This is a genomic window from Mycobacterium syngnathidarum, assembly GCF_001942625.1.
Taxonomy (GTDB): Bacteria; Actinomycetota; Actinomycetes; order Mycobacteriales; family Mycobacteriaceae; genus Mycobacterium; species Mycobacterium syngnathidarum.
This window is the reverse complement of the sequence record NZ_MLCL01000086.1, coordinates 215,308-230,384: the sequence shown is the minus strand read 5'-3', so window position 1 is coordinate 230,384 and position 15,077 is coordinate 215,308. Positions and strand designations below refer to the sequence as shown.

Here is a 15,077-nt window from a genome sequence, read left to right as displayed (position 1 = left end):
ATGTTGAATCGTTTCGCCATCTTGGCTGCTGCCTGCCTGCTCGCCCCGGTTGCGTTGCCGCCCCTCGCGTCGGCGGATCCACCACCGCCACCGGTGGAACCGGCCGCACAACCTGTCGATGCCGGCCCCCCCCACCGGACAACGGACTCGTCGCATCCGCCGAGCCGGGCGTCGTCACCACCCCGGACGGCTGGACGCTCACCGTCTCGGCGAAAGACGAGAGCCAGCTGCCGGTGGCACCTCTGACCACCGCTGCCTCGTCACGCGAGTACATGGTGGGAGCCACCTTCACCGGCACCGTCACCGGCAGCGGAGCCACGTCACTGACCGGTGGCACATTGGATACCGGCTACCAGATCGGTTGCGGCATCGAGCTGGGACAGGTCCGCCTGATCGGGTCGATCGGTCTGAGCACCTCGGGCTCGACCCTGGCCGGCATCATCCCCACCGGGGTGAGCATGCCGATCTCGGGCACCATCGAGATCCACGCAAAGCCCGGAACCGTCACCAATGTCTCGGTGAACAAGAAGTCGTTCAAGGCCGCGCCCGTGCGCGTCACCGTGAAGGATGTTCACATCAAGATCGACGGCTGCGTCGGCCAGTCCTTCCTGCGGTCCTATGCGACGCTGACCAGCTCCACCACCGACACCGACGATGTGGTGGCCTACTATGGCGTCACCAAGGCAGTCTGACGGACTGGCTGTGACAGCGAAACACGAAGGTATGAGCGAGAACTCGGACAGTCCATTCGCAGGCAGGAATGCGATGGCCACCCTCGCCGCCGCCGGGCTGTTCGTGATCGGCGCGGCGGTTGCCTGCTCGGCAACCGCCGCCGCCGATCCGGCACCGCCAGAGGTTCCGGGTGCACCCGCGGTCGCCGCACCGGCACCGGAGCCGCCACCGCCACCCGGGCCCGAGGTACCGCTGGTGGGCGCACCACTCGGTCCCGGCGGGCTGTCGGTTCTGGGACAGACCGGCACCGAGACCGCGCCGGGCAGGCTCGGCGTCCCGAACGGGGTCGACATGAGTCCCGGCGCCCTGCTCGGGCAGTACGAAAATCCGTCCGCGCCGGGTGTGCCACCACCGACGGAGGCACCCAACCTCAGGGCGTTCAACAACGGAAACTTCTTCCCGCAGAACGAGAAACCGTCGGCGCCCGGTGAGGGCACCATCGTCGGCGTCGCACCGGGCCAGGAGAACGCGGATATCTCCGGGCTCGACTGGGTGCGACAGATGCACACGTTGTACCGCAATGGAAACCTGCGCGGCTCGCTGCTGGGCCAGGTACCCAAAGAGCAACTCGGCGAACCACTTCCGGGAACCGTGCCACCGCCGGGAACGAATATTCCGCAGGGCCTCGGTGAGAATCTCCCGGATCCGGCAGCAGCGTCGCCGGCGCCGGGAGCTCCGTTACCTCCCGTCCCCGCACCCCCCGCTCCGTAACACCGAGCCCGTCGGGCAGCGTCCACCCCGGACGCTGCCCGATTTTTTCTGCCCTCCGCATCAGCCAGACAGACTCTGGCAACTTTCCGTTCACTTGATGTCCACCTGGAATACACTGACGGATGGCGGGCGGCGCTTTCCGTGAGTGCGACAACATGAGATCCGACCGCCAGGAGGGTCGGGATGCCGGCGTACATGCGATATCCAAAGCTCACCGGATTTGTCATGACCATGTCGGCCATCGCCATCGGATGCGCACCGTTGGCCATTGCGGAGCCGACCGCGGGCAGCGGACAGCCGGCCGATCAGACCATCTCAGCGCTGAGCTCCGAGGGCTACAACGTGGCGATCAACTGGGTCGGCGGAACCAGCACATTGTCGCTGGACCGCTGTCGGGTCAATTCGATCCACAACCCCAACCGTGGAGTCCCGCCCCTGCCGAAATCCTCGGTGACGGTGTATGTGGACGTGCAGTGCCCGGACGAGGGCTCGAATTCCTGAAGCCCAGCCCCGAGACAGCGCCTGCGCCCACTTCCGCCACACCCTCGAGTGTCACGCCAAAGTGGCGCCCGCGCTCGGCGGCCACTCCGGCGTGACACCCATCGGCGGGATGCCGAAACAGCTAGGGTGACCTGGTGGCAGATTCAGTGTTGGTCAGCGTCGACGATCACATCGCAGTCATCACCGTCAACGATCCCGAACGCCGCAATGCGGTGACGTTCGAGATGTCGGCGGCCCTCCGTGCCGCGGTCGAGGCCGCCGAGGCCAACCCCGATGTGCACGCGGTGATCGTCACCGGTGCCGGCAAGGCGTTCTGCGCCGGTGCCGACCTCACCGCGCTCGGCGAGGCCACCGAGGACGGACTGCGCAAGATCTACGACGGGTTCCTCGCGGTCGCCGACTGCACGCTGCCGACGATCGCTGCGGTCAACGGCGCCGCCGTAGGCGCGGGCCTGAACCTGGCGCTGGCCGCCGACATCCGCATCGCCGGCCCGAATGCACTGTTCGACCCGCGGTTCCAGAAGCTGGGCATTCATCCCGGCGGCGGTGCGACGTGGATGTTGCAGAGAGGCGTCGGCCCACAGGTGGCGCGGGCGGCCCTGTTGTTCGGCATGCGTTTCGACGCTGAGTCCGCGGTGCGTCACGGGTTGGCCCTGTCGATCGCCGAAGATCCGGTGGGCGCCGCTCGTATGCTCGCCGCGGGACCGGCCGGCGCGCCACGCGACGTGGTCATCGCCACCAAGGCCTCGATGCGGGCCACCGCCCATCCGGGGACGGTCGACATCGCCCAGCATGGGGCCGCCGTCGACATCGAACTCGGCCCGCAGGCCCGCTCCATCGAATCCCCGGAATTCGCCGAGCGTTTGGCTGCCGCCAAACGCAAATAGCCGGCTGTGCGCTAAAGGTCGAGCACAGCCAGTTCGGGCGCCTCGACCAGCGATCGCAGGTCACGCAGGAACGCGGCAGCCATCGCACCGTCGACGACGCGATGGTCGAACGCACACGTCAATGACATGGTCGGCCGGGCCGCCACCGTCCCGTCGACCACGACCGGCCGCGGCTTCATCGAGCCCATACCCACAATGGCGGCCTCCGGGTAGTTGATCACCGGCACACCGTCGTCCACACCGAGCGCGCCGAAGTTCGACACAGTGAAAGTCGAGCCACTCAGCTCAGCCGGGCCGAGCGTGCCGGCTCTCGCCTGGTCGATCAGCCTGGCCACCTCTGCGGCCAATGCGCGGGTGGTCTTCGAGTGTGCGTCGCGGATCACCGGGACCAAAAGCCCTCGCGGCGCGGCCACACCGAAGCCCAGATGTACGGCCGGGTGTCGGTGAATCTGAGGGCCTTCGGTGGTCTCGAGCCACGTGGAATTCAACATCGGATGCCGGCCGAGCGCCAGAACCAGCATCCGCAGCGTCAAAACGAACGGCGTGGCAGGAAGTCCGGCGTCCGCGGCCTTGATGCGCTCACACAACTGCAACAGTGCCGAGCAGTCCACCTCCACCCTGGCATGGGCATCAGGTATTTCCTTACGCGACAACGACATCCGTCGCGCCATCGCGGCGTGGACACCAGTGACGTCGATGATGTCCGGGCTGCCCGCGGCGGCCAGGACATCGTCACGTGTGACGATGCCCTCGGGTCCGGATCCGGGCGCCACCTGCTGAAGGTCGATATGCAGGTCGGCGGCCAGCTTCCGCACCGCAGGTTTGGCCCGGGCCCGCGGACTCTCGGTCGCCGCCCGCCTGCTGGCATCCATGGTGTCGTCCGTGCCGTATCCGACCAGCACCGACTTGCCATGGACTGCACCATTTTTCACCGTCTCAGTCGGTTTCGCGGCCGGCTCGCTGGTGTCGATCCGGACCAGCAGTGACCCGACGGTCAAGGTATCCCCCGCCTTGCCGCCGAGCTCGAGCACCTGGCCGGCGAACGGACTCGGGATCTCCACCTCGGCCTTGTTGGTCTCTACCGTGCACAGCGTCTGATTGAGCTCGACGCTGTCGCCCACCGCAACGCTCCAACTGGTGATGGTGGCGTCCGCCAGGCCCTCACCGAGGTCGGGGACCAGGAATTCCCGGTTCACGGCTGCACCATCGCACGCTCGACGCAGTCGAGCACGCGATCGACGCCGGGCAGCCACACCTTCTCCAACCGAGCCGGTGGGTAGGGAGTGTCGAAGCCAGTGGCACGCAATACCGGTGCCTCAAGGTCGTAGAAGCATTCCTCGGAGATCCGGGCCGCCAGTTCGGCGCCGAAGCCCAGGGTTTTAGGCCCCTCATGCATCACGACGGCTCGGCCCGTCCGCCGCACCGACGCCGCAACCGTGTCGAAATCGAGCGGGTTGAGTGAGCGCAGATCGACGACCTCGAGGCTCCAGCCCTGCTCGGCCGCCAGATCCGAGGCGTTGAGCGCCGTGGCCACCAGGCCGCCGTAGGTGATGAGCGTGAGGTCGGTTCCTTTCCGCCGCAGCGCCGCCCGGCCGAGCGGTGGCGCCGGCGCCGTGGTGTCGACGAGTTCACGAGTCCAGTAACGTCGCTTGGGCTCCAGGAATATCACCGGGTCGGCGCTGCTGATCGAATACCGCAGCAGCCAGTACGCATCGGACGGGGTCGATGGTGCGACCACCTTCAGTCCCGCGGTGTGCAGCCAGTACGACTCGGTGGACTCCGAATGGTGTTCGACCGCACCGATACCGCCGAACGACGGGATTCGCACCGTCACACCCATGTTGATGTCGCCGTGGGTGCGCATCCGGTACTTGGCCAGGTGACTGACGATCTGGTCGAAGGCCGGATAGCTGAACCCGTCGAACTGGATCTCCGGCACCGGGGTGAATCCGCGGATCGCCAGGCCGACGGCCATCCCGATGATGGCCGATTCGGCCAGCGGGGTGTCGAAACATCTTTCCGAGCCGAAGGTCTCGGACAGTCCGTCGGTAACCCGGAAGACCCCGCCCAGGGTGGCGACGTCCTCACCGAACACCAGTACGCGTTCGTCGACGGCCATCGCGTCGTGTAGTGCCCGGTTGATGGCCGCCACCATGGTCAGTTCGGCGGCCACCGGTACCGAACCCGGCGACACAGGCGTGGTGACCGGAGCCAGTATCGGTTCCCATGGGTCTGGCGAATCACCTTGAGCGGCAGGACGATCGATGATCTGGGTCATGAACCTCACGCCTCCTTCGCCAGTTCGGCCGACAACGCCTCGCGTTGGCGTACCAAATCCGGGGTGATCTCGGCATATACGGTGTCGAACAGTTCGGCCGGATCCGGATCCGCCGCCCCTACCAGCGCCTCTCGTACCTGGGCGCACAGCCGCCGAGAACGCGCTTCGACCCGTTGCTCCAGTCGTTCATCGAGCAGGCCGGCGTTGTGCAGATAGGTCCGATACCGCGCGATCGGGTCGCGGGAACGCCACTCGTCTACCTCGTCGGCAGACCGATAGCGGGTGGGGTCGTCGGAGGTGGTGTGCGGCCCCATCCGGTAGGTGACGGCCTCGATGAGCGTGGGGCCCGCGCCGGAGCGGGCGCGTTCGGCGGCCTCGACCATGACCGCGTAGCAGGCCAGGACATCGTTGCCGTCGACGCGGATCCCCGGCATGCCATACCCGATGGCCCGGTGTGCGATCGACGGTCCGGATTGCTGCCTGCTGACCGGCACCGAGATCGCCCACTGGTTGTTCTGCACGAAGAACACGCACGGCACGCCGAACACCGAGGCGAAGTTCAGCGCTTCGTGCACGTCGCCCTCACTGGTGGCGCCGTCGCCGAGAAACGCGACGGTCACCGAGTCCTCGCCGAGCCGCTGTGCGGCCATCGCGGCCCCGACGGCATGCAGCCCGTGGGTGCCGATGGGAATCGCAATCGGGGCGACGCAGCGGCTGGTGAACTCGCGACCGCCGTGCCATTGACCCCGCCACACCGCACCCATCTGGCCCGGGGTGATCCCGCGCAGCAGGAACGCCCCGATCTCGCGGTACTGCGGGAACAACCAGTCGGTCTTGCGGAGGCAGGCGGTAGCGCCGATCTGGGCCGCCTCCTGGCCGCGGCACGAGGCGTAGAGCGCCAGCTCACCCTGGCGCTGCAGATTCACGAACTCGGCGTCCAGATCGCGGGTGACGACCATAGATTCGTAGAGCCAACCGAGCGTTTCGGGCGGCAGATCGCGGCTGTATCGCGTCTCGTCGGTGGGCGACCCGTCGGCGTCGACCAGACGCACCGGATCCAGATCGACCCTCGAACGCACCGGGGCCGGCTCTGCAGATAACCCAGCCATACCGCCTCCTTCTCGGGTGGCGGCATGTTGCGCCGCCAGTCCATGAGGTGCTCAGCGCAACGGCAGTACGAGCAAAACCCCTGGTGAGAGGCCTCCGGCTAATGCCTGGATATGGCGCTAGTCAGACGATCCGCTCGGCCCGTCGCAGCACTGGGGCATATCGCCATTATGCGCTTCGAACCGAGGCGACCGGGTTCATCGTGGGTCACGGATCGGACGCGTGTCGGCTACGCGCGAGCAGGATCTACGGAGCCAGCGCGACGATCCGCTCGGCCCGTCGCAGCACCGGAGCGTCGACCATCAGTCCGTCGTGCTGGAAGACCCCTCGTTCTGTCGCCACCCGGTCGAGCACGGCCCGCGCCCAGACGATCTGCTCCTCGGTAGGCGCATAGGCCGACCGCACGACGGCGACCTGCGTCGGGTGGATCGCCACCTTGGCGTCGAAACCGACGGCGACCGCGTCATCGGCCTCGGCCCGCAGGCCGTCGAGATCTTTGATGTCGAGGTACACCGAATCCAACGCGAGCTTCCCGTAGGCCTTGGCGGCCAGCAGGGTCTGCGACCGCACATGCTGGGCGACATCGCGGTACGTGCCGTCGGGCCAGCGGTTGGCGGTGCCACCGGTGACCGCGAACAGGTCCTCGGCCCCCCACATCACCGCGAAGGCGTTGTCGGGCTGCACCAGCTCCACCACGTTCAGTGCGGCCAGCGGGGTCTCGACCAGCACCACGACATCCAGCGGCGCCAGGGCGCGCACCTGATCGGCATGCTCGGTCTTGGCGAGCATCACCGTGGTGTAGCCGGTGGCGGCCACCGCCTTCAGGTCCAATTCGTGGTCGGCGGTGCTGGCCGGGTTGACCCGCACGACGGTGCGGGCCGGGTCCAGCGGGGTGTCGATCAGGGCCTGGCGGGCGGCCGGCCGGTCCTTGGCCGCGCATCCGTCCTCGAGGTCGAGGATCACCACATCTGCTGCTGCCGCGGCTTTTTCGAACCGCTCGGGACGGTCTGCCGGGCAGAACAACCAGCCCGGCCCCGGTGCCTGGAGTGCCATCAGGATTCCCCCTCCGGACGCATCCGCACCATGGTCTTGCGCGACGCCGTGGCCACGATGTCGCCGTGCTGATTGCGGCCGGTGTGGGCGAAGGTGACGATGCCCTCCCCGGGCCGACTCTTGGACACTCGCTTCTCGGTGATCTCGGTTTCCGCGTACAGCGTGTCACCGTGGAAAAGCGGCTTGGGGAAAGCGATCTCGGAAAATCCGAGGTTGCCGACGATGGTGCCCTGGGTCAGCTGTGCCACCGACAGGCCGACCAGCGTCGACAGCGTGAACATCGAATTCACCAACCGCGCGTTGAACGGCGGCAAGGCATCGGAGAACGCCGCATCCAGGTGCAGCGCCTGGGTGTTCATGGTCAGCGTGGTGAACAGCACGTTGTCGGCTTCGGTGATGGTGCGCCCGGGCCGGTGCAGGTAACGCACACCGATCTCGAACTCCTCGAACCAGAGGCCGCGCTGCTCGATGACTTTCTTCTCAGAGGTCACAGACCCGCCTCCCGCGCGATCAGCATCAGCTGCACTTCGGTTGTCCCCTCACCGATTTCGAGGATCTTGCTGTCCCGGTAATGACGCGCAACCGGGTATTCGTTCATGAACCCGTAGCCACCGAAGATCTGGGTGGCGTCGCGGGCGTTGTCCATCGCGGCCTCGCTGGAGACCAGCTTGGCCACCGAGGCCGCCTTCTTGAACGGCTTGCCCGACAGCATCAGTGCGGCTGCGTCGTAGTAGGCCGCGCGGGCCGTGTGCGCACGCGCCTCCATGCGCGCGATCTTGAACGCGATGGCCTGGTAGGTGCCGATGGCGGCGCCGAAGGCCTGACGTTCCTTGGCGTACTTCACACATTCGTCCACACACCCCTGGGCCACGCCGACCGACAGCGCCGCGATGGCGATCCGGCCCTCGTCGAGGATGCGCAGGAAGTTGGCGTAGCCGCGGCCCCGCTCGCCGAGCAGGTTCTCGGCCGGCACCCGCACATCGTCGAAACTGAGCGGGTGGGTGTCCGAGGCGTTCCAGCCGACCTTGTTGTAGGCCGGTTCTGCGGTGAACCCTTCGGTGGGCACCGGCACCAGGATCGACGAGATCTCTTTCTTGCCGCCTTCGCGCTCGCCGGTCACCGCGGTGACCGTGACGAGCTTGGTGATGTCGGTGCCGGAGTTGGTGATGAACTGCTTGGAGCCATTGATTACCCAGTGGCCGTCGTCCATCTTGGCGGTGGTCTTGGTGGCACCGGCGTCGCTGCCGCCGCCGGCTTCGGTCAGACCGAAAGCGCCCAGGGCCTTGCCGCTGGCCAGCAGTGGCAACCACTCCTGCTTCTGGGCGTCGTCACCGAAGCGGTAGACCGGCATCGCGCCCAGTGACACCCCGGCCTCCAGCGTGATGGCCACGCTCTGGTCGACCTTGCCGAGTTCCTCCAGGGCCAGGCACAGCGCGAAGTAGTCGCCGCCCATCCCGCCGTATTCCTCGGGGAACGGCAGACCGAACAGCCCCATGTCGGCCATGCCGGCGACGACCTCGTACGGGAACGAGTGTTCCTCATCGTGTTTGGCGGCCACCGGAGCGACCACGCTCTGGGCGAAGTCGCGGACGGTCTTGGCCAGCTCCGCGTAGTGGTCCGGCAGGGTGCCGGTGGACAGAAAGTCCGTCATTGCTCGCTCTCCTGTGTTGCAACGGTGATTCGGGCCAGCAGCTGACCCACCTTGACCTGGTCGCCGACGGCGACGAGTAGTTCGGCCACACCATCGGTGGGTGCGGTCAGGGCGTGCTCCATCTTCATCGCCTCGACGGTGACCACCGTGGTGCCTGCCGCCACCTCGGTACCGTTCTCGACTCCCACCGCGACGACCGATCCCGGCATCGGGCTGAGGAGTTCGGCATCGCCGCTGTGCTCGTCGTCTGGGCGCACCGGCGCCTCGCGGACCTCCTCGACGAGGTAGCTGCGTCCGGCTCCGCAGAGCCAGAGCTGCCCGACGCCCCCACTCAGCTGGGCGGCGACCAGATACTCGGTGCGCATACCGTCGAGCGTCACGGTGAATCGGCCGCCGGCGAAAGAGGCGCTCACCGTGTGGGTTTCGCCGTTCTCGACGGTCGCCGTGGCCTGGTTTGGGGTCCCGGTGAGGTAGACGTGGTCGGTGCGGTCACCGGCCCGCAACCGGAATGCGGCCGGGGCGCGCTCCCCCACCCGCCAGCCTGTCGGCCTGGCCCACAGATCGTCACCGGCCTGCTCCCAGTTGCTGATCCACTGATAGGCCGCGGCCGCGATCAGCTCACCGTCGCCGAGCGGCGACGGCGCGAAATCCGGTGCGCGACGGTCCAGCAGCCCCGTGTCCAATCGGCCCGCCGCCACATCGGGATCGGCCAGCAGGAAACGCAGGAACTCGGTGTTGGTGGTCAACCCCAGAACCGCGGTGTCGGCCAGCGCGCGATCCAGCTTGTGCAATGCCGCGGTCCGGTCGGCGCCGTGAGCAATCACCTTCGACAGCATCGGGTCGTAGTCGCTGCCGACGACCGTGCCCGCGAGAAGCCCGGAGTCCACCCGCACCCCGGGCCCGCCGGGCTCGCGCAGCCCGAGAACCGGACCGCCGGTGGGCAGGAAGCCGTTGGCGGGATCCTCGGCGTAGACGCGGGCCTCGACGGCATGGCCGGTCATGACGATGTCATCCTGGCCGATCGCGAGCTTCTCGCCGGCCGCGATCAGAACCTGCTGCTGCACCAGGTCGACGCCGGTGACCATCTCGGTGACCGGGTGTTCGACCTGAAGCCGGGTGTTCATCTCCATGAAGAAGAACTCGTCGGGTGCATCGGCGGACACGATGAATTCCACGGTGCCCGCGCCCGTGTAATCGACACTACGCGCCGTATCGCAGGCAGCCGCACCGATACGCGCCCGGGTGGCCGGGTCCAACAGGGGTGACGGCGCCTCCTCGATGACCTTCTGGTGGCGGCGCTGCAGGCTGCACTCCCGCTCGCCGAGGTGGATCACGTTGCCGTGGGTGTCGGCGAGCACCTGCACCTCGATATGGCGGGGCCGCAACACGAATCGCTCCAGGAACAGGGTGTCGTCGCCGAATGCGGCGGCGGCTTCACGTCGGGCACTGGTCAACGCGGCAGGCAGATCGGCGGCCCGCTCGACCACCCGCATGCCCTTGCCGCCGCCACCAGCCGACGGCTTGACCAAAACCGGGAAACCGACCTCGGGCGCCCCGGCGATCAACTCGTCATCGGTCAGGCCCGGACGCGAGATCCCGGGCACGACAGGGACGCCGAACGCCGACACCGCGGCCTTGGCGGCGATCTTGTCGCCCATCGTGGCGATCGCCGCGGCCGGCGGCCCGATGAACACGATGCCCGCCGCCTGCAGCGCGGCAGCGAACTCGGCGTTCTCGGAAAGGAATCCGTAGCCGGGGTGTACGGCCTGCGCACCGGAACTCCGTGCGGCCGAAACCACCGCATCGATGCTCAGGTAGCTCTGTCTTGCCGCGGCAGGACCGATGTGTACGGCCGAATCAGCCTCCAGGACGTGCCGCGCCCCGGCATCGGCGTCACTGAAGACCGCCACCGACCGGATGCCCATGGTCCGCAAGGTGCGGATGACACGCACCGCGATTTCGCCGCGGTTGGCAACCAGGACTGTGTCGAACATGCTTGAAGTCATCATCACATCCGGAATACGCCGTAGGAGACCGGCTCCAGCGGAGCCTGGCCGACAACCGAAAGAGCCAGTCCTAGAACAGTTCTGGTGTCAGCAGGATCGATCACCCCGTCGTCCCAGAGCCGCGCGGTCGAGTAGTACGGATTGCCCTGGTGCTCGTACTGGGCCCGAATCGGCGCCTTGAACTGTTCTTCTTCCTCGGCGCTCATGTCACCGCGGACGGTGGCCAGCACCGACGCGGCCTGCTCACCGCCCATCACCGAGATGCGCGCATTGGGCCACATCCACAGGAACCGAGGCGAATACGCGCGCCCGCACATCGAGTAGTTGCCCGCGCCGTAGGAGCCGCCGATCACCACGGTCAGCTTCGGCACCCGGGCGCAGGCCACCGCGGTGACCATCTTGGCCCCGTGCTTGGCGATGCCCGAGGCCTCGTAGTCGCGGCCCACCATGAACCCGGCGATGTTCTGCAGGAACAGCAGCGGTGTCTTGCGCTTGTCGCACAGCTCGATGAAATGGGCTCCCTTGAGCGCGGATTCGCCGAACAGCACACCGTTGTTGGCGACGATGCCGACCGGGTGGCCATGAATGCGGGCGAACCCGGTGACCAAGGTGGTGCCGTACTCGGCCTTGAATTCGTTGAACTCGCCGCCGTCGACGATCCGGCTGATCACCTCGTGCACGTCATACGGCACCCGGGCGTCGACCGGCACCACGTCGTAGAGCTCGGCCTGATCGGCGGTGGCGTCGACGGTCGGCGCCACCGCCCACGGCGGCGCTTCGGCCGGACCCAGGGTGGCGACGATGTTGCGCACGATCCGCAGCGCGTCGCGGTCGTCGTGGGCCAGGTGGTCGGTGACACCAGAGGTCTTGGAGTGCAGGTCCCCGCCGCCGAGTTCCTCGGCGGTGACGACCTCGCCGGTGGCGGCCTTCACCAGTGGCGGGCCGCCGAGGAAGATGGTGCCCTGGTTGCGCACGATCACAGCCTCGTCGCTCATCGCTGGCACGTAGGCCCCGCCGGCGGTGCACGAGCCGAGCACCGCGGCGATCTGCGCGATGCCCTGTGCGCTCATGGTGGCCTGGTTGTAGAAGATCCGGCCGAAGTGCTCACGGTCGGGGAACACCTCGTCCTGGCGCGGCAGGAATGCACCACCGGAGTCGACGAGGTAGATGCACGGCAGCTTGTTCTGCAGTGCGATCTCCTGCGCCCGCAGGTGCTTCTTCACCGTCACCGGGTAGTAGGTGCCGCCCTTGACCGTGGCGTCGTTGGCGATGATCAGGCATTCCCGGCCCGAGACCCGGCCGATGCCGGCGATCATCCCCGCGCCGGGGCATTCGTCGTCGTACATCCCGTCGGCGGCCAGGGCGGCGATCTCCAGGAACGGGCTGCCCGGGTCCAGCAGGCCGTCGACGCGGTCGCGGGGCAGCAACTTGCCTCGGTCGACGTGACGTTGACGGGCCCGCTCGGGGCCGCCGAGGGCGGCGGTGGCGAGCTTGGCGCGCAGCTGCTCGACCAGCGCCAGATGCTCGTCGCGGTGCGATGACAAGGCAGCTCCCATTTCGGTTAATGACAACTAACTCGTGATAGGTTAGTTTTCATTAACTGAGTTGTCTACCCTCCGGAGGCGCCATGCCCGACAGCGCCGTCACCCGTCGCAGCAAGGCCAAATCCGACCGCCGCAGCCAGCTGATCGCCGCCGCCGAACGGCTTGTGGCCGAACGGGGTTACCTCGCAGTGCGGCTGGAAGACATCGGCGCGGCCGTCGGCATCAGCGGGCCCGCCATCTACCGGCACTTCCCCAACAAGGAAGCGCTGCTGGTCGAGCTGCTCGTCGGGATCAGTACCCGCCTGCTCGCCGGGGCACAGGAAGTCATCGCCGCCGGCGAGCACCCGGCCGACACGTTGAACGACCTGGTGGACTTCCACCTCGACTTCGTGTTCGGCGAATCCGACCTGATCCGCATCCAGGACCGCGACCTGGCCCACCTGCCCGACACCGCCAGACGACAGGTGCGCCGCGCCCAGCGGCAGTACGTGGAAATCTGGGTGACGGTTCTGACCCGGCTCGATCCAGACCTCGCCGAGGAGGACGCCCGGGTGATGGCGCATGCCGCGTTCGGCCTGCTGAACTCAACCCCGTACAGCGTGAGACCCGCTGCACCCAAGACACATTCACGTGCGGTGCTGCGCCGGATGACGCTGGCGGCACTGACCTCCGGCTAGACGCCGAACGCCTTGGACAACCAGCGGGTCGCGGCATCGACCAGCGTCGCGCGGTTCTCTCGTTTGACGATCTCATGCCCGTCGTCGTCGAAGATGAGCAGTTCGACGGTCCGTCCCAGCGCTGTGAGCGCGTCAAACATCTGACGCGACTCGCCGGGCGGCACATTCGTGTCGTTGCCGCCGTGCACCAGCAACAGTGGCGCGATCACCTGGTCCGCCCTCGACAGGGGCGAAAGGCGTTCCAGCAGATCATGATCCGCCACCGGGTGGCCGTACTCGGGGTAGGACGCCGCAGCTATCCACGGCTCGGTGGTGTGGTAGAAGCTGTTCAGGTCGCTCATCCCGCAGATACTGATGCCGGCCACGAACAGTTCCGGGTGAAATGCCAAGGCCGCCTGGGTCAGATAGCCGCCGTACGACCATCCGGTGCAGGCCAGCCGGTCGGCCGGTGCGATGCCGCGGTCCACCAGGTACCGCGCACAGTCGGCGACATCGTCGATCGCGGCGAAGCGCAACTCCTTGTCATCGGCGTGTACGAATGCCCGACCGAACCCGCCCGAGCCGCGCACGTTCGGCGTCAACACCGCAAAACCCACATCCAGCAGCGCCGGGAAGATCTCGTTGTATTCGGGCCGCGCCTGTCCCTCCGGGCCGCCATGCAAGAACATCACTGCGCCCACCACCTCGTCCTGCGGCCGGTACAACCACCCGGTGAGCTCGAGCCCGTCGCGCGCGGTGATCCGCTCCAGGGTGGGCAACGACGTGAGCGGCCCGCGGCTGGGCTCCCGGTCGATCCGCTCCCATTCCAGCGACCGCGGATCGACGAGTTCGACGGTGCGTGGCAATGACGGCCCTTGCACGGTCATCGCCACCATGGACCCGCCCGCACTGATGGTCAGCTCGCCGGCAACCGGGCCGGGCAGCGGGACCGGCACCGACAGCGTCTCGTCGGCGTACTCCAGGATCTGCAGCTCACTGCGGCCGTCGATGTTCCACAACAGCGCGACCGTCGACAGATCGTCACTCACCACGAACTCGTCGAGTTCGTAACCGGCACGTTCGGCGACGACGTGATACGTCACGCCCTCGGCCGTGACGGTGACCTCCAGCAACCTGGCATGGGCAGCGCCGTTGTCACTGCGGATCAGGGCCCGCACAAAACCCTCGGTGCTGTTGGGTCCGTAGGTGCTCGCCGGGTAGTAAAGCGCGGTCTCACCGTCGAGTCCGCTGCGCAGCCGGCGCGGCGTGTGATCGTCGAGGATCACGCCCGCGTCGGTGACCGAACCGGGATCCGATGGCAGCAGCGCGATTTCGGTGAGCCCCCACAACATGATGAGCTCCTGGTAGCCACGCGGACCCACCCGCACCAGCGAGGCGCCCGCCCACGCATCGACCAGTCGACCGCCCGAGCGCCGGTCGAGCACCAGGGTGTCCCCGGTGGCCGGATCGATCAGACACGAGCTACCGACCCCGTCCTCACCGGTGAGGATCGCCGCGACCTGGGTGCCGTCCCAACCGATCAGCTCGGCGGTGCCCTCGGCGTCGGCCGGCCAATAGTCGATGCGGCGGGCGTCGCGGTCGTCGGGATCGGTGGTCACCACCCAGATCTGGCTGCGTGTCCCGCCTTCGGGGGCCACCTGGCAGGCCAGCCAGTGACCGTCGGCCGAATGAATGACTTTCGTCACTGGCCCGACCACTGGCAGCTCGACGTCGCGTGAGGAACTGGCCCGCCATCCGCGCAGGAACCTCTGCACCGCGCGCGGATAGCCGCCGTCGTCGACCAAATGGGCAAACGCGGTCGCGTCCGGTGACAACGACGCGCCGTAGTTCACCCGCACATGCCGGTCTACGGCCACCTCGCGTCCTCCCGTCACTTCCGCAGTTCCCTTCAGCATCTCTCATCACCGGCCGATACCCGGGGACCTCGGCG

General features: G+C 67.5%; 13 protein-coding genes and 1 pseudogene. 5 read left to right on the top strand and 9 right to left on the bottom strand.

Annotation, left to right across the window (positions count from 1 at the left end; all coding sequences use genetic code 11):
• From BKG60_RS25220 to BKG60_RS25205, 4 genes and pseudogenes are all read left to right on the top strand, one after another.
• A pseudogene (locus tag BKG60_RS25220) lies at positions 1 to 692 on the top strand (MspA family porin).
• 73 nt (positions 693 to 765) lie between these two features.
• Complete coding sequence (locus BKG60_RS25215) at positions 766 to 1,443, top strand: hypothetical protein (protein ID WP_070943577.1); 678 nt, start codon at positions 766 to 768, stop codon at positions 1,441 to 1,443.
• Between the two features lie 183 nt (positions 1,444 to 1,626).
• The gene (locus tag BKG60_RS25210; protein WP_083284058.1) at positions 1,627 to 1,944 is read left to right on the top strand and encodes a hypothetical protein; all 318 of its coding nucleotides are present in this window, start codon (positions 1,627 to 1,629) and stop codon (positions 1,942 to 1,944) included.
• A 134-nt stretch (positions 1,945 to 2,078) separates the two neighbouring features.
• On the top strand, positions 2,079 to 2,831 hold the full coding sequence (locus tag BKG60_RS25205; protein ID WP_070943525.1) for an enoyl-CoA hydratase: 753 nt from the start codon (positions 2,079 to 2,081) through the stop codon (positions 2,829 to 2,831).
• A gap of 11 nt (positions 2,832 to 2,842) precedes the next feature.
• Here BKG60_RS25205 and BKG60_RS25200 read toward each other — a convergent pair whose 3' ends face one another.
• The 8 genes from BKG60_RS25200 to BKG60_RS25165 form a co-directional block, all read right to left on the bottom strand.
• Positions 2,843 to 4,027 carry a dihydrolipoamide acetyltransferase family protein gene (locus BKG60_RS25200; RefSeq protein ID WP_070186067.1) on the bottom strand — a complete coding sequence of 395 codons (1,185 nt, stop codon included), beginning with the start codon at positions 4,025 to 4,027 and terminating at the stop codon, positions 2,843 to 2,845.
• Positions 4,024 to 5,109, bottom strand: coding sequence for an alpha-ketoacid dehydrogenase subunit beta (locus BKG60_RS25195; protein WP_070186076.1), 1,086 nt, complete (start codon positions 5,107 to 5,109; stop codon positions 4,024 to 4,026). Before BKG60_RS25195 ends, BKG60_RS25200 begins: the two co-directional genes overlap by 4 nt.
• A gap of 5 nt (positions 5,110 to 5,114) precedes the next feature.
• Positions 5,115 to 6,218: a pyruvate dehydrogenase (acetyl-transferring) E1 component subunit alpha gene (gene pdhA, locus BKG60_RS25190; protein WP_070943526.1), complete on the bottom strand. Its 1,104-nt coding sequence runs from the start codon at positions 6,216 to 6,218 to the stop codon at positions 5,115 to 5,117.
• Positions 6,219 to 6,462: 244 nt separating this feature from the next.
• The gene (locus tag BKG60_RS25185) at positions 6,463 to 7,269 is read right to left on the bottom strand and encodes an HpcH/HpaI aldolase/citrate lyase family protein (RefSeq protein ID WP_070943527.1); all 807 of its coding nucleotides are present in this window, start codon (positions 7,267 to 7,269) and stop codon (positions 6,463 to 6,465) included.
• Positions 7,269 to 7,760 (bottom strand): MaoC family dehydratase, encoded by a 492-nt coding sequence (locus BKG60_RS25180; protein WP_070943528.1) that lies wholly within the window; start codon positions 7,758 to 7,760, stop codon positions 7,269 to 7,271. Before BKG60_RS25180 ends, BKG60_RS25185 begins: the two co-directional genes overlap by 1 nt.
• Positions 7,757 to 8,920 (bottom strand): acyl-CoA dehydrogenase family protein, encoded by a 1,164-nt coding sequence (locus tag BKG60_RS25175; protein ID WP_070943529.1) that lies wholly within the window; start codon positions 8,918 to 8,920, stop codon positions 7,757 to 7,759. The genes BKG60_RS25180 and BKG60_RS25175 overlap by 4 nt, the downstream gene beginning before the upstream one ends.
• Positions 8,917 to 10,926, bottom strand: coding sequence for an acetyl-CoA carboxylase biotin carboxylase subunit (locus BKG60_RS25170; protein WP_070943578.1), 2,010 nt, complete (start codon positions 10,924 to 10,926; stop codon positions 8,917 to 8,919). The genes BKG60_RS25175 and BKG60_RS25170 overlap by 4 nt, the downstream gene beginning before the upstream one ends.
• Positions 10,927 to 10,928: 2 nt before the next feature.
• Complete coding sequence (locus BKG60_RS25165; RefSeq protein ID WP_070186062.1) at positions 10,929 to 12,482, bottom strand: carboxyl transferase domain-containing protein; 1,554 nt, start codon at positions 12,480 to 12,482, stop codon at positions 10,929 to 10,931.
• A 71-nt stretch (positions 12,483 to 12,553) separates the two neighbouring features.
• Here BKG60_RS25165 and BKG60_RS25160 point away from each other — a divergent pair, with 71 nt between their 5' ends.
• On the top strand, positions 12,554 to 13,147 hold the full coding sequence (locus tag BKG60_RS25160) for an SACE_7040 family transcriptional regulator (RefSeq protein ID WP_070943530.1): 594 nt from the start codon (positions 12,554 to 12,556) through the stop codon (positions 13,145 to 13,147).
• Here the strand turns inward: BKG60_RS25160 and BKG60_RS25155 are convergent.
• Entirely contained in the window at positions 13,144 to 15,021 is a 1,878-nt protein-coding gene (locus tag BKG60_RS25155) for an alpha/beta hydrolase family protein (RefSeq protein ID WP_239251592.1), read from the bottom strand. The two genes, BKG60_RS25160 and BKG60_RS25155, sit on opposite strands and share 4 nt — an antisense overlap.
• Positions 15,022 to 15,077 lie beyond the last annotated feature (56 nt).